The sequence below is a fragment of the Bacillus sp. JJ1773 genome (genome assembly GCF_036962035.1).
Taxonomy (GTDB): domain Bacteria; phylum Bacillota; class Bacilli; order Bacillales; family Cytobacillaceae; genus Cytobacillus.
This window is the reverse complement of sequence record NZ_JBALNX010000027.1, coordinates 152,934-171,040: the sequence shown is the minus strand read 5'-3', so window position 1 is coordinate 171,040 and position 18,107 is coordinate 152,934. Positions and strand designations below refer to the sequence as shown.

The 18,107-nt window shown below is 35.5% G+C and carries 22 protein-coding genes; 18 read left to right on the top strand and 4 right to left on the bottom strand.

The window, feature by feature from the left end; translation table 11 throughout:
* Positions 1-562 precede the first annotated feature (562 nt).
* From cyoE to V7127_RS07045, 7 genes are all read left to right on the top strand, one after another.
* A complete protein-coding gene (gene cyoE / locus V7127_RS07075) occupies positions 563-1,501 on the top strand; it encodes a heme o synthase (protein WP_335347171.1) in 939 nt (312 codons plus the stop codon).
* Positions 1,502-1,727: 226 nt separating this feature from the next.
* The gene (gene coxB / locus V7127_RS07070) at positions 1,728-2,819 is read left to right on the top strand and encodes a cytochrome c oxidase subunit II (RefSeq protein WP_335347170.1); all 1,092 of its coding nucleotides are present in this window, start codon (positions 1,728-1,730) and stop codon (positions 2,817-2,819) included.
* Positions 2,820-2,845: 26 nt separating this feature from the next.
* Positions 2,846-4,729, top strand: coding sequence for a cytochrome c oxidase subunit I (gene ctaD / locus V7127_RS07065; RefSeq protein ID WP_438823976.1), 1,884 nt, complete (start codon positions 2,846-2,848; stop codon positions 4,727-4,729).
* A complete protein-coding gene (locus tag V7127_RS07060) occupies positions 4,729-5,358 on the top strand; it encodes a cytochrome (ubi)quinol oxidase subunit III (protein WP_335354523.1) in 630 nt (209 codons plus the stop codon). Before ctaD ends, V7127_RS07060 begins: the two co-directional genes overlap by 1 nt.
* Before the next feature lie 4 nt (positions 5,359-5,362).
* A complete protein-coding gene (gene ctaF, locus V7127_RS07055; RefSeq protein ID WP_335347169.1) occupies positions 5,363-5,698 on the top strand; it encodes a cytochrome c oxidase subunit IVB in 336 nt (111 codons plus the stop codon).
* Positions 5,699-5,792: 94 nt separating this feature from the next.
* Positions 5,793-6,695, top strand: coding sequence for a cytochrome c oxidase assembly factor CtaG (gene ctaG / locus V7127_RS07050; RefSeq protein WP_335347168.1), 903 nt, complete (start codon positions 5,793-5,795; stop codon positions 6,693-6,695).
* A gap of 226 nt (positions 6,696-6,921) precedes the next feature.
* Positions 6,922-7,389, top strand: coding sequence for a DUF420 domain-containing protein (locus tag V7127_RS07045; RefSeq protein WP_335347167.1), 468 nt, complete (start codon positions 6,922-6,924; stop codon positions 7,387-7,389).
* 58 nt (positions 7,390-7,447) lie between these two features.
* On the opposite strand, the gene V7127_RS07040 is transcribed toward V7127_RS07045, so the two are convergent.
* On the bottom strand, positions 7,448-7,807 hold the full coding sequence (locus V7127_RS07040; RefSeq protein WP_335347166.1) for a YugN family protein: 360 nt from the start codon (positions 7,805-7,807) through the stop codon (positions 7,448-7,450).
* A gap of 238 nt (positions 7,808-8,045) precedes the next feature.
* On the opposite strand from V7127_RS07040, the gene V7127_RS07035 reads away from it, so the two are divergent.
* From V7127_RS07035 to V7127_RS07025, 3 genes are all read left to right on the top strand, one after another.
* Positions 8,046-8,696, top strand: coding sequence for a LysM peptidoglycan-binding domain-containing protein (locus V7127_RS07035; protein ID WP_335347480.1), 651 nt, complete (start codon positions 8,046-8,048; stop codon positions 8,694-8,696).
* Complete coding sequence (locus V7127_RS07030) at positions 8,697-9,128, top strand: CBS domain-containing protein (protein ID WP_335347479.1); 432 nt, start codon at positions 8,697-8,699, stop codon at positions 9,126-9,128.
* A gap of 405 nt (positions 9,129-9,533) precedes the next feature.
* Entirely contained in the window at positions 9,534-10,427 is an 894-nt protein-coding gene (locus V7127_RS07025; RefSeq protein WP_335484458.1) for a CAP domain-containing protein, read from the top strand.
* A gap of 84 nt (positions 10,428-10,511) precedes the next feature.
* Here V7127_RS07025 and V7127_RS07020 read toward each other — a convergent pair whose 3' ends face one another.
* Positions 10,512-10,868 carry a hypothetical protein gene (locus V7127_RS07020; protein WP_335346939.1) on the bottom strand — a complete coding sequence of 119 codons (357 nt, stop codon included), beginning with the start codon at positions 10,866-10,868 and terminating at the stop codon, positions 10,512-10,514.
* A 15-nt stretch (positions 10,869-10,883) separates the two neighbouring features.
* Positions 10,884-11,369 (bottom strand): PaaI family thioesterase, encoded by a 486-nt coding sequence (locus V7127_RS07015; RefSeq protein ID WP_335346940.1) that lies wholly within the window; start codon positions 11,367-11,369, stop codon positions 10,884-10,886.
* Between the two features lie 154 nt (positions 11,370-11,523).
* On the opposite strand from V7127_RS07015, the gene V7127_RS07010 reads away from it, so the two are divergent.
* The 8 genes from V7127_RS07010 (at position 11,524) to coaD (ending at position 16,830) form a co-directional block, all read left to right on the top strand.
* Positions 11,524-11,925 (top strand): YlbD family protein, encoded by a 402-nt coding sequence (locus V7127_RS07010; protein WP_335346941.1) that lies wholly within the window; start codon positions 11,524-11,526, stop codon positions 11,923-11,925.
* Between the two features lie 16 nt (positions 11,926-11,941).
* Positions 11,942-12,181: a YlbE-like family protein gene (locus V7127_RS07005; protein WP_335346942.1), complete on the top strand. Its 240-nt coding sequence runs from the start codon at positions 11,942-11,944 to the stop codon at positions 12,179-12,181.
* A gap of 267 nt (positions 12,182-12,448) precedes the next feature.
* Positions 12,449-12,877 carry a hypothetical protein gene (locus tag V7127_RS07000; protein ID WP_335346943.1) on the top strand — a complete coding sequence of 143 codons (429 nt, stop codon included), beginning with the start codon at positions 12,449-12,451 and terminating at the stop codon, positions 12,875-12,877.
* A 49-nt stretch (positions 12,878-12,926) separates the two neighbouring features.
* On the top strand, positions 12,927-13,370 hold the full coding sequence (locus V7127_RS06995; protein WP_335354524.1) for a YlbF family regulator: 444 nt from the start codon (positions 12,927-12,929) through the stop codon (positions 13,368-13,370).
* A 161-nt stretch (positions 13,371-13,531) separates the two neighbouring features.
* Positions 13,532-13,807: a YlbG family protein gene (locus V7127_RS06990; RefSeq protein WP_335348471.1), complete on the top strand. Its 276-nt coding sequence runs from the start codon at positions 13,532-13,534 to the stop codon at positions 13,805-13,807.
* 182 nt (positions 13,808-13,989) lie between these two features.
* On the top strand, positions 13,990-15,408 hold the full coding sequence (locus V7127_RS06985; protein ID WP_335484456.1) for a stalk domain-containing protein: 1,419 nt from the start codon (positions 13,990-13,992) through the stop codon (positions 15,406-15,408).
* A 365-nt stretch (positions 15,409-15,773) separates the two neighbouring features.
* Positions 15,774-16,328, top strand: coding sequence for a 16S rRNA (guanine(966)-N(2))-methyltransferase RsmD (gene rsmD, locus V7127_RS06980; protein ID WP_335346306.1), 555 nt, complete (start codon positions 15,774-15,776; stop codon positions 16,326-16,328).
* A 19-nt stretch (positions 16,329-16,347) separates the two neighbouring features.
* On the top strand, positions 16,348-16,830 hold the full coding sequence (gene coaD, locus V7127_RS06975; protein ID WP_335346307.1) for a pantetheine-phosphate adenylyltransferase: 483 nt from the start codon (positions 16,348-16,350) through the stop codon (positions 16,828-16,830).
* Between the two features lie 46 nt (positions 16,831-16,876).
* On the opposite strand, the gene ylbJ is transcribed toward coaD, so the two are convergent.
* Positions 16,877-18,088 (bottom strand): sporulation integral membrane protein YlbJ, encoded by a 1,212-nt coding sequence (gene ylbJ, locus V7127_RS06970; RefSeq protein ID WP_335346308.1) that lies wholly within the window; start codon positions 18,086-18,088, stop codon positions 16,877-16,879.
* Positions 18,089-18,107: the final 19 nt, after the last annotated feature.

Below are 18,107 nucleotides of genomic sequence, written 5' to 3'. Positions count from 1 at the left end.
AATAGGAGGTAATTGACTAATATAATCAGCATAATAAAATTAGAAAGTATTTTTCCACTTCTATCTTATATTTATAAATAGTATAGAAGAGAAATAGAAATGAGTACAACCCTATCGAATACTACAGCATTTATACTTGTTTTACAATTAATTAATTAGTATTCACTGTCTTTATATTAAAAACGTTATGTACATTATTAATTCTTCGTTTATATTTAATGAAAGGTACTATTGTATTTTTACACGCCATTTATATTATGGCAGAAAAGCAACAATTATTTAAGCGAAAAAACACAAAGACACAAATTATTCATAATTTATTCGAAAATTATTCACAAAAAACCATTGAAGTGTGATTTAATATACAGAGGAAGATGTCTTTTTCATGATATTTAATTAACAGTATTATTACAATTACAATAGTAGAAAACTATTGAGGTTGTCATCATATTGGAAATGCTCTTCGTTTTTTATTGCAAATATAGCATTGTCAGCTAGAATGCTTTATAGTAGTTGTAGTATCATTGTCGTATTTGTGATAAGGGATAAAGGAGGAAAAAATATGTCTAACTCGAGGGCCTTTGTTAATGCTCGTTTAGAAAACAGCAGTGGGAGCCTAGAGAATGAAGTGCCAAGGACAACAGTTTGGAAGGATTTTTTATCACTGATTAAGATAGGAATTGTAAACTCGAATCTAATAACAACCTTCACTGGTTTATGGCTTGCACTTCACTTTACAGGAAAAGGCTTTTTGAATAATTTGGATATTGTTCTCTATACTGTAATAGGATCATCACTAATTATAGCTGGCTCCTGTGCCCTAAATAATTATATTGATCGAGATATAGATCCTTATATGGAAAGAACGAAGAATAGGCCAACCGTAACTGGAAGGGTTTCACCAGCCAGAGTGGCGATATTAAGCTTTTTGTTAATCGGAATTGGTACAGGATTGCTTCTGCTCACTACTGTAACTGCCGCTTTGCTCGGTTTAGTAGGAGTATTTAGCTATATTGTTCTATATACAATCTGGTCAAAACGGAGATACGTTTCTAACACTATTATAGGAAGTATTTCTGGTGCAGCACCTCCGCTTATCGGCTGGGCTGCAGTTGATGCTAATCTTGACATTATGGCATGGGGATTATTCTTAATTATGTTTTTTTGGCAGCCTCCTCATTTTTATGCGCTTGCTATGAGAAGGTGTGAAGAATATCGTGCTGCTAATGTACCAATGCTTCCTGTTGTTAAAGGATTTAAAAGAACAAAAACCTCTATTTACTTATGGGTGGCAGGGTTATTGCCTCTTCCGTTTTTGCTTCCAGAATTAGGAATTCCTTTTCTGGTTCTCGCAACAATTTTGAACATAGGCTGGATTGCAACAGGGATTTATGCAAGAAAGTTTAAAGACGATATAAAATGGGCTACTTTAATGTTTGTATATTCACTACAATATCTGACAATTATGTTTGTAGCTATGGTTATTATCACATTAATATAAAATAGTTTTAGGGGGGGACTACATGGCTTTTTTTTATTGCTTGTGCTCCAACCCTATCAAAAAAAAACAGATATCATAATATTAGTTTCCTTTATTTAGGCATACTACATAATAATCTTTGTTAGGAAATTCTTTCTTTTCCTATATCTTAGAAAGAATTTATATATAATTTTTTCGATCAAACATTTCAAACAGAAATTATACGAAAGAGGGGTTTGATTAAGCTATGAAAAGGCTTGCAAAATGGCGTCTGGCTTCGTTGTTCGCGATTCTGGCGCTCATACTATCTGCATGTGGTAATGCGAATTTATCTACTTTACAGCCTGCAGGTGAGGTTGCACAAGAACAATATGATTTGATGGTGCTAAGTACTGCAATTATGGTAGGGGTAATTGCAATTGTAGCAGTGATTTTCATTATCGTTTTGGTGAAATTCCGTCGTAAGGACGAAAAAATTCCAAAGCAAGTAGAAGGAAGTCACGCATTAGAAATTATCTGGACAGTCATTCCGATTTTACTTGTTCTTGTTTTAGCTGTTCCAACAGTTTCAGCTACTTTTAAATTAGCTGATGTGTCTCCTATGGAAAAGAAAAATGAAGATGGCAAAACAGATGCTCTTGTAGTAAATGTACGCGCCAATTTATATTGGTGGGAATTTGAATATCCAAACGAAGAAATTATTACAAGCCAAGATCTTGTTGTACCAACCGATGAAAGGGTCTACTTTAACCTAATCGCTTCAGATGTTAAGCATTCATTCTGGATTCCAGCTGTTGGTGGAAAGTTAGATACTAACACGGATAACGTGAATAAATTCTGGCTGGAATTTAATGATGAAAAATCATCGGACGTCAATAATGTATTCTACGGGAAATGTGCTGAGCTTTGTGGTCCGTCACATGCTCTAATGGATTTTAAAGTGAAAGCAGTTCCACGGGCTGAATTCGACCAATGGGTAAGTGATATGCAAAGTGTTAAAGAGCCAATTAAGGCTACTACTGCTTCTGCACAGCAAGGGCAGGAAATCTTTAATCAAAGCTGTATCGGATGTCATGCAGTAACTCCTGCAAACACAACTCCAGAGGCAGCAAGACTAGCACCAAACTTAACAAACTTTGGTGAGCGTGAGAAGATTGCCGGCATCTTGGATCATACAGAAGAGGACTTAAAGAATTGGTTAGCTGATCCTGAAAAATATAAGCCAGCTAATAAAATGACTGGTACGTATACTGGTTCTGGTCCTAATGGTGAATTAACAGATGATGAATTAAATGCCTTAACTGAATATTTGATGGGATTAAAAGTTCAGGGGAAATAGTGTAATTGCTAAAGGGAGGTAAAATTGTGAGTACCATTGCTCAAAAGAAAGGTTTTGGTGCGGTTCTTTGGGATTATCTAACAACTGTAGACCATAAGAAAATTGCACACCTTTATCTTTTTGCTGGCGGATTCTTCTTCCTTCTCGGTGGAATAGAAGCTATGATTATCCGTATTCAGCTAATAAAACCAAATAATGATTTTGTCAGTGCTGGATTATTTAATGAAATGCTAACAATGCACGGAACAACGATGATATTTCTCGCCGCGATGCCATTGTTATTAGGATTTATGAATGCCGTCATGCCACTCCAAATTGGAGCCCGTGACGTAGCATTCCCTTTCCTTAATTCTTTAGGATTTTGGTTATTCTTCTTTGGGGGAGTATTCTTAAACCTTTCATGGTTTTTAGGAGGAGCTCCTGATGCTGGATGGACTTCCTATGCATCCTTATCGCTTGCATCTGAAGGACATGGAATAGACTTCTATGTACTTGGATTGCAAATTTCAGGTTTTGGTACGTTAATGGGTGGAATTAACTTCCTTGTAACCATTATTAATATGCGTGCACCGGGAATGACTTATATGCGTATGCCAATGTTTACATGGACGACTTTTGTTGCTTCATCGTTAATTCTATTTGCATTCCCTCCATTAACAGTAAGTATCTTTTTACTAATGTTTGACCGAATGTTCGGTTCGAATTTCTTTGATGCTTCAATGGGTGGAAATACAATCATTTGGGAGCACTTCTTCTGGATATTCGGACATCCTGAAGTTTATATCTTAATTTTACCGGCATTTGGTATTTTTTCTGAGATTATGGCAGTATTCGCAAGAAAGCGTCTTTTCGGATACTCTTCAATGGTATTCGCAACCGTACTAATCGGTTTCTTAGGATTCATGGTTTGGGCTCACCATATGTTTACAACAGGTTTAGGCCCAATTGCTAATGCGATCTTTGCCGTAGCTACAATGGCAATTGCAGTACCGACAGGAATTAAAATTTTCAACTGGTTGTTTACGCTTTGGGGTGGAAGTATTTCATTTACAACACCAATGCTGTATGCCGTGGCATTTATTCCTTCCTTCTTAATGGGTGGGGTAACTGGGGTAATGCTTGGTGCTGCCGCAGCGGATTATCAGTATCATGATACTTATTTCGTTGTTGCTCACTTCCACTATGTAATTGTAGGTGGGGTTGTGTTTGCTTTGCTTGCGGGAACACATTTTTACTGGCCTAAAATGTTTGGTACAATGCTAAATGAATTCCTTGGAAAAATTACATTCGTATTATTCTTTATTGGTTTCCATTTAACATTCTTTATCCAGCATTTCTTAGGATTATGGGGAATGCCACGACGCATTTTCACATTCCTTCCAGGTCAAGGTCTTGAAACTGGAAACTTTGTAAGTACAATTGGGGCATTCTTTATGGCTGTAGCAGTTGTAATTATGCTAATCAACATTGTTATGACAAGTGTGAAAAATGTTAAGGTTGGCAATGATCCTTGGGGTGACGGCCGAACACTTGAGTGGGCAATTTCATCTCCGCCTCCATTCTATAACTTTAAGCAACTTCCACTAGTACGTGGTCTAGATGCATACTGGATCGAGAAAATGGAAGGCAAAAAAGGCATGGTGCCTGCTGAGCCGCTAGGTGATATTCATATGCCGAATAATTCATTTATTCCTTTCGTTATCTCACTAGGCTTATTCATTGCCGCATTTGGTGCAATGTATCATGGTGATGAAGGAAATACGTGGGGTATTCCAGTATTAATTCTTGGTTTAGTGATTACTTTTGGTTCGATGCTAACACGTTCTATAAAAGATGATCATGGGTACCATATTCATAAAGAAGATTTAATGGATGATATGGATGACGATAATAAGGGGGTTAAGGCATAATGCACGCAGAAGAAAAAATGACGGTTGAAAAATGGCCTGCTTCGCCTGAACTGCAAACCCTCGAGGGGAAAAATAAGTTTTTAGGTTTTTGGTTATTCCTAGGTGGAGAGACTGTTCTCTTCGCCTCCCTCTTTGCAACATATCTTGCATTAAAAGATTCAGTCCCTAGCAGTGATATGAAATTAGCAAAGGATCTATTTGAGATTCCACTTGTTTTTGCGATGACAATGATTCTATTGACTAGTTCATTAACAAGTGTTTATGCAATGTACCATATGAAAAACTTTAATTTTAAGAAAATGCAATTATGGCTTGGCATTACAGTATTGCTTGGCTTTGCATTCTTAGGATTAGAGATTTATGAATTTAATCATTATGTTCATGAATTTGATCATAAATTTACAAGCAGTGCGTTCGGATCAGCATTCTATACATTAGTAGGGTTCCACGGAGCTCACGTTGCCTTTGGATTAGGTTGGATTATTTCATTAATGATCCGTAACAGCAAACGTGGATTAAGCCTTTACAATGCACCAAAGTTTTATGTAGCTAGTTTATACTGGCACTTCATTGATGTAGTTTGGGTATTTATTTTTACAGTTGTATATTTAATGGGAATGGTGGGATAAACTGATGACAAATGAACAATTAAACTCAGGCAACCCTCGAGTAGACATTGAATATCGCCGCAGAAAAAGTGCTGAAGAAATGAAGCATCATATTATATCTTTCTCATTAATGATTTTCTTAACGCTCGTTGCCTTCGTGGCGGTTGGGTATGAAGGATTTTCTGGATGGTTTATTGTTCCTTTCATTTTAATCCTTGCATGTGTTCAAGTAATTTTCCAGTTATATTACTTCATGCATATGAGCAATGAAGGTCATGAAGCACCAAAATTGTTTATGTATTCTGGTATGCTTATTGCTTTTGTAACAATTCTTTGCTATACGACAATTATTTGGTGGTAATAAATAGAAGGGAAATCGGCTGTCAGCCGGTTTTCTTTTTATGTTAACGAAATAGTACTAATATTAGGACTTCTTTCGAAGGGGTGATTATGCAGTGGCGATACAAATATTTGGTTTTCGAGCATTATGGAGCCCATACTATTTTATTTTTTTAGCACTTGTGCTAGTTGGTTATTTTTTAGTAACAATTAAATTTAGAAAGAAATTTGCTGACAGCGAACCGTTAAGGATAGGCCAAGCTATTCACTTTTCTATAGCTATTGTCCTTTTATATATAATAAAAGGCTCTCCAATTGATTTAATGGGTCATCTTATGTTTTATGCACATATGATTCAGATGGCAATCCTTTGCCTAGTTATCCCACAATTTATTATTTTGGGAGTACCAGCCTGGATTTGGCGTTATTTGTTTAAAAGATCAGCATTAAAAAATGTTTTTACATTTCTGACAAAGCCTGTTGTAGCCCTATTATTATTTAATGGGATATTCTCCATCTATCATATTCCTCTAGTGTTTGATTTAGTTAAAACAAGTTTTTGGCTTCACGCAGCCTATACTAGTTTATTGTTTGTTATGGGGATCATTTTTTGGTGGCCAATTGACAATAAACTTGAAGATCGTCAATCTTTAAGCGGCCTTAAGAAAGTAGGATATATATTCGCAGGCAGTGCCTTATTATTACCAGCATGTGCTTTGATCATTTTTGCTGATACTCCATTATACTCTTCTTTTTCTGATCCAGATGCTTGGGCGAAATCATTAGAGCTTTGTGTACCTGCTTCCACACTGGCAGGCTTAACTTTAAGCGGGCCAGAGATGTTTAGTTCCATGACCTTATTAAACGATCAGCAGCTAGGCGGGATTATTATGAAAATCATTCAAGAAGTTGTTTACGGTGTGGCGTTAGCGCAAATTTTCTTTAGCTGGTATCGTAAAGAGCAAGAAGAAACCGAACTTGAAAAACAGCATTCCCTTAACCCTCACATCATTGAATGATTTATGCCTCATCTATTTGGATGAGGTTTTTTAATATGTCTGTATAAATAATCACGCTACTCTATATAATATTTGAACAAATTAGGAACTTTTGCGAAAAGGGGTCTATGTTTGTTGATTATGGAGCAGAACTTTAATAGAATTAACGTTGTGAACCATTCTTATTATTAAGAGACTTTCTTAAATTTAGGTGGATGAGAATAGGGAGAATAGAAAGGAAGTTATTATGAATTATTCACTGCCAATTTTACCAACAATAAGCACGACATTTATTGTTTTGAGTGCCATTGCAGTTGCAATCGGATGGGCGCAGATCCGTCAAAGAAAAATAGAAAGCCATAAAAAGACGATGATGTTAGCCGCAGTATTCGCAATAATATTTTTTATTATTTATGCTAGCAGAACAATATTTATTGGAAATACTGCCTTCGGTGGACCTGACGAAATAAAGATATATTATACTATATTCCTAATTTTCCACATAACTCTCGCGACTATAGGCGCTGTATTAGGCATTGTAACTCTTTATACTGGTTACAAAAATAAGTTGAGTAAACATAGAAGGCTAGGACCGGTTACTAGTATCGTATGGTTTTTTACTGCCATTACCGGTGTTGCCGTTTACTTGTTATTATATGTTATTTATCATGGAGGCGAAACAACCTCTGCTATTAAAGCCATTCTAGGTTTTTGATAACAATTTTTGTAGATAATGAAAAACGGACACATGGTTGCCATGAGTCCGTTTTTCATTATTTTGCAAACTTTTCTATCTCTGAATTAAGTTCACTAAGGATTTTTTCACATTGATTTACGAGTGACTTAGGGAAAACCTCATCTTCGCCATATTCAACACCGTGAGGATAATAATATTTACCCAGCACTGGTGTCTTTAATTGAATAACGGCTTTGAAAGTGTCAACATCCCCTTCAACTGCTTGACCAAATACACGTAAATAGAAGGTTCCTTCTTTTAAATCAAATCTACGATCATATGTGACCCTTTCATAGTCCCATTGACCCTCACGGACAAGACCTTTTGAATTCATGACTTCATCTAAGCGAACTAGGTCCGCTTTCTTTTTTTCAATCCCCGTATTTTCAAACTTCATATGTATCCCTCCTAAAACAATCCATTATTAGCTGACTATAGCTAATATTAAGTCAAAATTAACAACAATTACTATCCAAATCTTATAATAGTAGAAATAGCTAGAAGATGCAATGTATACATGAAGAAAACAAATGAAATTCATCTTTTATTCACTATTTTGCATTTACAATGACTAAACAGGAAATTTTTCCTGCAGTTTTGGAGAACATAATGATTGAAAGAGAAGGAGGTTATGAATGAAGAGGATCATTAAATATTTTATTTGCCTATGTCTATTCCTTTATTATGCTCCTATGGGCAATGCTGAGGCAGAAACACAATATGTAGTTAATCGTGGGGATACCCTTTGGAAAATTGCTTTAATTAATGGAATTGAGCTTAAAACAATCATTCAAAGCAACCCACAAGTATCAAATCCGCATTTAATTTTTCCAGGACAAATAATAACAATTCCGGACCTAAAGAGAATAGAAAAGAGGATCTCATTATCTTCTTCCGAAAGAAGTCTTTTGGAGCTTACAAACACGAAGAGGGCAAATGCAGGACTGAAGCCCTTAATAGTTGATTATAACTTGACTAAAGCAGCGAGAAGAAAAGCTCTGGATATGATGGAAAAAGAATATGTGTCGCATATTTCACCAAGCTATGGAGATTCTTCAAATATGTTAAAAGCCTTTCAAATTCCATTTGAAAAGGTCCAAGAAAGTATTGGTGCAGGATATAGTTCACCAGAAAAGATTTTCACACTATGGATGAATTCTTCCGTTAACCAGTCAAAGCTATTAGATAAACTGTCTACCCATATAGGTGTTGGTCATGCAGAAGGTGGTCTTCATGGCCATTATTGGACAGTACTAATTATTCAAAGAGTAGAAGGAGGAAGTTAGATGGAGAAGATCCGTGATATTATGACTGATAAAGTTGATAGTTGTTCATTGTTAGACAATGTATTTGAAGTCGCTGTTAAAATGAAGGAATTAAATGTTGGTGCAATTCCAATTGTTGATAATGAAAAACTTGTTGGGATGATCACTGACCGGGATATCGTATTACGGTGTGTGGCTGAGAAAAATCCGCCATCTTCAAAGGTTGAAAAAATCATGAGTAAAGACTTAATAACTGTTACAAAAGATATGGATGCTCATGAGGCAGCTAGTTTAATGGCAAAGCACCAAATTAGACGATTACCTGTAGTTGAAGGAAACAAATTAGTTGGAATTGTTTCTTTAGGTGATTTTGCTGTGCACCATTTAACTGACCAAAAGGCAGGGGAAGCCCTTACTGAAATTTCCGAAGCAAGCAATGAAATTCAGCATTAAAGCATGGAACACCTTATTAGGGTGTTCTTTTTTAATATAGTAACAACTAGGAAATGAATGACGACAAAAGCAAAGTATTTTATATATAAGGACAGAGAATTATTATCCAAAATTCGTGAAATTTATTAGAATTTTCTGCCCTTTATATTAAAAAGAATGTAAATGATGTTATACTAATAATTGAGAGTTATCATATATATATAATATAAAATACAGGAAGGAGGCAAGCCTCTGAGGACCTTAATTAGGATTTTAATTATTATTTCCATTCTTCTTGCAGTAGGACTTTACTTAAATAATGATACAGTTCCTAATAATGATATTTTATTAAATGAAGTTAGTACCCAGCCAAAAGTTGATCATGATTTAGGAGAAATAGGTTCTGAAAATACCTCCGTTCTTAAGATGCCAAACGAAGGGCTAGTTAGTTTAATGGGAAAGCCCACCAGTAATATTATTAATAAGCTGGGCAAGCCTGCAAGAATTGATCCATCATTGTATGGGTTTGATTGGTGGATTTACCCTATTAATTATCATAAATATATTCAGGCTGGCATCAAAGATGATGTAATAGTTACTATTTTTGCAACTGGTACAGACATTCAAATCCCGCCATTCAAAATTGGACAGCCAGTGGCAGAACTTTATTCCTCTACAGTGTTTGATACAAATATTAGTCTTGAATATAATAATAGTTCTTATAAATTTGAACTCTCTGAAGATGATTTGAATACGCGTCCGCTAATTATGATTGGAAATGTTTATGCACAGCTTTATTTGGACAAATTTAGCGGCACTCTTTCCAGCATTCGCCTACTAGATACTGAAACTTTGATAAAACAGCATCCATACGAAATGGTCTATAGAGGAGAACTGCTTGAGGGATTTCAGGAAACGAACATAAATGAGGAAGCAGTGGAGAGAGGGAAAGAAAGACAGGTTTTTGATATTACTAATGTATTTCGAGTACGTAATGAATTGGAACCATTGGAATGGGATGAACAAACGGCTGAGGTAGCACTTGCACATAGTAAGGATATGTATGAAAGTCAGCAGTTTTCCCATATTTCAGAGGAATTTGGGGATTTGACAGATCGTTTGGAAGCAGGAAATGTCTTTTATCAAATAGCAGGGGAGAATATTGCTGCTAATTATATGGATGCACCCGCTGCTGTAGAAGGCTGGCTAAATAGTAAGGGACATCGTGAAAGTTTATTAAATGAACAGTTTACCCACTTGGGAGTAGGCGTTTATAAAAAGCATTATACGCAAAACTTTATTGAGAAATGGCAGGAATAAGCAATCATAATTTTATATTATTAGAAAGAGCTTGTTCCGAATGAACAAGCTCTTTTTATTCCATTGAATAAATTGAAAAACGATTCAACCTAATTGTTCAATTCTACTTACGAGAAAATAATCTTCCTTCCAGTTACCGAACACTCGAATCATTTCGCCTTTATTGAGTTGGGGAATGATCGACTCTTTATCAATTGGAATCATTCTTTTAACATCCCAATAAGAATGGTCTGATTTAATTTTTATATCCATTACATAAACATAGCGGTAATAAGAAAATCTTTGTTTGCTTTCATTCAAATTGACGATGGTTCCCGAAATGATTGCTTCTTCAGGGACATTTTTTAACTTAAGCCACTTTTCGTTACTTTCACGTAATTCCTTTTTTGTTAGCCAGTAAAAATAAATACAAATAATTGGAATAACAATGGCAGTAACCATTAGAACACCACCTGTTTATTTATTTCGTATAATAAAAAAACTTCCGGTAGCATGTGCAATTTTCTTGCCGTCTGATCGATATACATATGCTGACAAAACCATTGTTTTCGTGCCTTTATGATCAAGATGAGCTTTGCACTGAAGATAATCCCCTTTACCGACAGCTAAATAATGAATATTCAATTGGGTTGTTACAGCACCATAGCCATCTGGCAATAATGAATTTGCCAATGTTCCCATTGCCGTATCGATAATAGTGGCTGTAATTCCACCATGTACGATCCCAAATGAATTATATAGAAGAGGGCTAATTGGGACAGTTATTTCGCAAAGCTCGTTCGTCACCGTTTTTTCCATATGTATTAAACCGTCAACATATGAGTTGTTTATTTTCTGTTGTTTCTTTTGAAAACCGCGCAATAAATCCGTTAGAATATTTAATTCATCTGGTGTTATATTTTCTAAGCAGTCTTCTACAATCTCTCTTACTTGGTTTTTCATTTCATATTCACCTTTCAAGCATTATATTCTGTATACATATTATCATTTTTGTCTGAAGTTGAATATTTTGATTTTTAAATTGTCCTTTCACCTTTTATTCAATCTAACATAAAATAAGATAGGCATTTGTAACAAACCGAGGTGAATGAGGCAAATGACTAAAAAAAAGCTCCACCCTTCCGTTGAAAAATTCAAAGAATTCGTGAAAAGAAATCCAAAAATTGTTCAAGAAGTTCGAAAAGGAAATAAAACTTGGCAGGAGTTATATGAAGACTGGTATTTATTGGGTGAAGATGATCCGAAATGGGAAAATGTGCGATCAGAAGAGAAAGTGAAAAGCACAACAGAAGAAAAAAAATCTGATTGGATGTCCCAAATGGTAGGCTCATTGAAGAAAATGGATTCAAACCAGGTACAAGGGTATATTCAAAATCTTAATCAGGCATTAGCAGCAGTTCAAGGTGTTCTATCACAATTTCAGGGAGGCAGCCCACAGAATAAATTGACCAATTCAAATCAACCGCCTCCAAACCCATTTAAGTTTAAAAAAGACTAGGTAAAAGGGGTCCGAGATGAGAAAAGAGGTTATGGAGCATGTCAGTCAAAATAAGGATTTACAAAGGTTTTTGAGAGAGCAGCCTTTATGGTATAGGCGATTATCACGTAATCCTAATGATATCCAAGCACTTGAAATAGCCGCATTACATTATTATCAAAGAACAATCCCGCATCAAGTTGAAAAATTTACAAATAGTGTACAAATGGCCTCTATGATGATGAGTATGTTCCAAGCAATGAAATCACAAACTTAAAGAAAGCTTTCTCGTAAAACTGAGAGAGCTTTTTATTTTTGTACGTTAAGAAAGTATAAATTGTCAGCGCATAAGTTGATTCAACGTAGTTGCCAATTTTAGGAATTAAGTATAAGTGCAACTACGCATCTGTCTTCACCTTTTCAAGGCTCGCCAATCAGCGAGTTTTCTTTATAAAAAGACATGACAGGAAAGAGTAAAAATAGCTAATGAAGCAAACAATAATTCCATATGAAAGGCTTTTTTAATAAAGGGGTGTTACTCGAAGTGAAACGATTTATTTATTTATATATACTATGTTTATTCGTGGGATTAGCTGGTTGCCAAAATGACAAGCCAAAGCCAGAAACAAAGTTAAAGATTCAGCCAGTTAACATATCTAATTTTAATCATGATGTCCCTGTGTTAGCTTTAACTACAAGCAATAAGGATTTATTTTATGTTAACCATCAGGTGAAAGGAAAAAATATCTTTATTGAATGTGTAGTTCCAGGTATTACTTTTAGGGAATCAAACAATGCAAATAAAGGCTCGATTATTTTATATGTAGATGGGAAAAAGAAAGAGAAAATTTCATCAGCAGCTTTTATCGTTAAGGGAGTACCTACAGGTACACACCGAATAAAGTTAGAGGTAGTGAAGGATAATCATAAGAAGCCAATCATGAAAAAGGAGTTTTATGTAACAATCCCATAACTTTTGATTTCCGCTGTTTCGTGGTAAAATATGAAACGGAGGTGAACTGATGCTTGCTACAACTGAAAGAGTAGAAATTCTTGAGTCTGCCGAACAAATTGCTTTTATGATCATTCATTCAGTGGAGGCGGAAAGGTACCGTCAATGTTTATATAGATTAAAGACAAGCAAGGAAACACAAAGAAAAATTCGTGAGTTTGTAAATATGAAAGAGCATTACGAAGAAGTTCAGCGATTTGGAAAGTATCATCCTGAATATAAATCTGTCATGAAATCGATCCGGGAATTAAAAAGAGAGATGGATATGGATGAACATGTTTCTGAGTTTAGGAAGGCTGAAAATGACCTTCAATTTATTCTAGATGACGTAAGTGTAATAATAGGACATGCCGTTTCCGAACAGATAAAAGTCCCAACCGGAAATCCCTTTTTTGACAGCATGTCTAGCTGTGGCGGAGGCTGCGGATCGGGAGGAAGCTGTGGCTGCTCTTAATGTACATACGGCATTGGATTACTCCGATGCCGTTTTTCTTTTTTATTACAGTCATTTAGCAAATATGGCAAAGATTTTGTATTCCTATTCAAGCCCATTGAAAGATCATGTTTTTTTGTGCTAGACTTATGAAAATAGTTGTTTTTGAAGGGGAAGAAATTATGCTGGGTCAGCGGCAAGGGATTATTGTCTGGCTTTATTCTTTAAAACAGGCAAAAATGTTAAGAAGATTCGGAAATGTTCATTATGTTTCTAAAAGATTAAAATATGTAGTGTTATATTGTAATCTTGACGAAACAGAGGAAATAATGGCAAAAATAAGTGCTTTTTCATTTGTAAAAAAGGTTGAACCATCGTATAAACCTTTCTTGAAGTTGGAATTTGAGAATTCAAAGCCAGATAAAGCAAAGGAATACGATTATAAGATGGGCATATAAAAGGTGAGGGCATTAGTCCTTGCCTTTTTCAATTTTTCCATTACATGCTATTAACTGTTTTAACCTAAATAAACAGATCGAAGAAAAAAACTATTTTTTCGTCATATTTATACAAAATTCATGTACTGATGCACTCGGATTTGCTATGGTTATTATTAGGAAAGTTAGTGAAGGGGATTAGTATGTGGAAAACATTTGTTCTAATTTCTATCGTGTTAACAACAGTTATCGGAGGTATGTTGTTTTGGCAATGGAAGGCATATTCAAAGCAAAACGAATTCACAAATGAAACTTTTGAGAGAGCAGTCCAAGAAATAACTGTTAAATCGAACGCAAATGAGCTGTCTATCACACAAAAGATAACAGGACTTACAGCCGGGAATGAATATAAGGTTGAAAAGCCTGAAAGCCTTTTTCGCTGGTCATGTATCAATATTAATAATAAACCTTGCGAATCAAAGGAGGATCAGGCATTAATTTTAATCCCTGAACAGAATCAGCTCGTATTTGAATATATAATCCCGATTACAAAGGATAGTAAGGCCTTTTTACTTGAAGATTGGACCACATCTTTGTCTGAGGTTGCTGTAACAAGATCATCTATTATTATTGTTGATTCTGTTAAAAAAGGCGGTACATGGGCAGCAGGGGCAATGCTGAAGGGATTCAAAGAAATGGATTTAATTGATTATTATTATTTTGAGGGAATCGGAAGCGCTCCTGCTGTTTATTGGCAGTCTGAACCTCTCCTAGCTACAGAAAGCAAAAATGGGCTGGTTACTTATTTTAGCAATCAAGAAATTAACAATACTATTATTAAGGAGATTCAAAGTCTAAAAGATTTTCCTTACATATCTGTCATTTTTACGAATCAAATTAATGAACAGTCTAGCAAAGGTCTTTTAATTTCAAAACCAGATATTAAAGAAGATGCTTTTAAACGGAAAATATTTAACTATTTTTATGAGAAAAAATTAAAAAATCTCCCAAATGAAGAAAATTGGGTCATTGATGTTCTTACTTCCTATTCGGCTAATTTACAAGCGGGCACTGCAAAGGGCAATCAAGTTTTACTTGAAATGAAGAATAAGCTGACAGAAGAGGAAATAGGGGATTTCTTTACTGCTATTAATAGTAGTTCTAAACCTTTAACCTTACAAAATTTAGATAACTTTGTTTCTGAAATCCGAGGTTTAAGTACCCGATTTTTCACATTGAATGAAGGGAAAGTCGACTCTCTTGTTCCTCTTTATTTTTACGATTCTCGAAAAGTTGTTGTAAATGGTACTGCTAATGAAGGATTAGAGGTTATTTTTGAAGAAGGAAATAGTATGTTTCCTTTTATTAATACAATGATAGCATTAGATTATGAAGCAGAAGTTCTTACTGATAAGGAAACTATTCTTCTAAAGAAAGGGTCAAATACATACCGTTTTTTTCTAAACAGAAATATTTTTATATATAACGAAGATGATTATGGTTTATTAGAAAGACCATTAGCGGTCATTAATGGAAATATATATATGAGCGGGCAATGGATTGAAACATTGTTTAAGGTTACGATTGAAGAAGAGGATGATGAAATTATTTTTTCTTATTAAGATAACAGGTTTGGAAAAAATAAAAAACCCTGCAGAAATTCTGCAGGGTCCTTCTATATCCTCATTAAGGATAGAAGGCAAAGGGAGAGGAGAAACCGGAGGAAGAACTTATGGGGAAACGTAAGTCTTCTCCGCGGTTGGCAACAACATCCTCGAATAGATGCTGTTAATTACATTATTTCCACAATAGCTCTGGATATACACTATTAGGGATATTTTTTTCCAGTGGTCCATTAAATGGATCAATCATCATTTTTTTACACCTTGGTGGGATGAATCGAATAACATGTTGGCGACAGATAATAATTATGATAGGATAGGAAGGAAAAAATAGACAGAGTAATGATTAGTGGTGATAATGAATAATGAGAGTAGTTTCAGGAACTAGAAAAGGAAAGGCACTAAAGGCCGTACCTGGAAGTTCAACAAGACCAACAACTGATAAAGTGAAGGAAGCCATGTTTAATATGATTGGACCTTATTTTAATGGGGGAACTGTCCTTGACTTATTCGCCGGGAGCGGGGGGCTTGGCATAGAAGCTTTAAGCCGTGGCATTGAGAAGGCGATTTTTGTAGACAAGGATGGGAAAGCGATTCAGACTATTCACGAAAATGTGAATACATGTGATTTTGAGGACAGAGCAGAAATTTATCGAAATGAAGCGGAAAGAGCTTTGAAGGCAGTTATAAAAAGAGAATTATCTTTTGATATTATCTTTATGGATCCTCCTTATAAAAAACAGCAGCTTTTAAAACTGATGGAAATAATTAATACAGAAAATGTGCTTGTTGAAGGCGGAACCATTGTATGTGAGCATGGCTCTGATATTCAATTACCTGACACTGTTGGAAGACTTGAAAAGCGAAAATATGAAAAATACGGTATGATTGCGATAACAATCTATCATATGCCGATATAAATATACGAGGGGGATAATTATGGGCGGTATTGCTGTTTGCCCTGGTAGTTTTGATCCAATTACTTATGGACATCTGGATATTATTAAAAGAGGAGCAAAAGTATTTGATCAAATTCATGTTGTTGTATTAAATAACTCTTCGAAAAATCCATTATTTACTGTTGATGAAAGGTTAAAGTTAATAAAGGAAGTGACTAAGGAGATACCAAATGTGACGGTTTCTGCCTTTCAGGGCTTGCTTGTGGATTATGCGAATATGGTAAATGCAAGCGCTATTATTCGCGGTCTGCGTGCAGTTTCGGATTTTGAATATGAGATGCAGATCACTTCCATGAACCGTGTACTAAATGATAAAATTGAAACCTTTTTCATCATGACAAACAATCAATATTCTTTTTTAAGCTCTAGTATTGTAAAGGAAGTTGCCAAATATAATGGAAAGGTTTCTGAGCTTGTTCCCCCTGCTGTAGAAGAAGCACTTAAGGATAAATTTAATAAATAAAACAAACGAGCACATTTCGTGCTCGTTAATTTACATTACATTAAAGCTATCTTCCTAATCTTCTTGCAAGTAATATTGTGTAACATAGCAATGCGAAGATCGTGATAAGAGGACCGGCTTCCGAAAGACTTGTAAACCATTTATGCATCCAGGAGCCTTCACCCAAAAAGGCAACTGGCACTGCATTCGAAGGCTGTTCAGTATTGTAAAAACGCTCATATACAGGATTCCAGAGAAGGGCTGCATATAAAGCAGCAAAAAAACCATGAAATATCCGTGCAATGAAGAACGGCTTAAAATCAATATCAGTCTGTGCTAGTATACTTGCGACTTGCGCCTGAACACTAAAGCCGCTGAATGCTAAAATAAAGCTTGTAATGATTGCATGATGCATTAGAGTTGCTTCCTGAACTTGGCTGGTCAACTGACTCCCAAGAGTGATTTCAAAAATACCCGAAATAAATGGAGTGCTTAATTCAACTGGAAGACTAAATGCTGACAGGATAAATTCTAATCCGCCAGCTAAAAAGGCGGTAATTCCAAGATGGTAAAGTAATTTATTAATGACAGAAAAAAGAATAATAAATCCGCCAATCATTAATAATGTTCGAATAGACGACATGACTGCATCGCCAAGTAGCTTGCCAATCGGCCGATTATCATTAATTCTCGTACGATGAAGGACGGATAATGCATATCTAATAGAGGGCTTTCTTTGTTTCTTCTCGTTAGTCGCTTCGTTTTTACGGCCATAAAATCTCATTGAAAGTCCAACTGTAATATTGCCTAAATAATGAGCTAATGCAAGGATTACACCAAGCTTTGCATTATGGAAAAAACCGACAGACACAGCACCGAAAATAAACAATGGATTGGAACAATTAGTGAAGGAAACTAATCGTTCAGCTTCAGTTTTGGATATTTGACCTTCTTGTCTTAGTCGTGCAGTTAATTTTGCACCTGCAGGAAACCCGGATGCCATGCCCATTGCCCAAACAAACCCGCCAACACCAGGAACCTTGAATAATGGGCGCATAAGCGGCTCAAGGAGTACACCAATGAACCTGACTACTCCAAACCCTATAAGCATTTCAGAAACAATAAAAAAAGGTAAAAGGGAAGGAAATACGATTTCCCACCACATGTTCAAGCCCCTTATGGAAGCATCTACAGACTCTTGAGGAAAAGATATAAGTGATATGGCCATCATCGTTACGGATAAGGCAAGAATGATTGTTTTTATTTTAGAACGTAACACTAGGCAGAGCCTCCCTCAA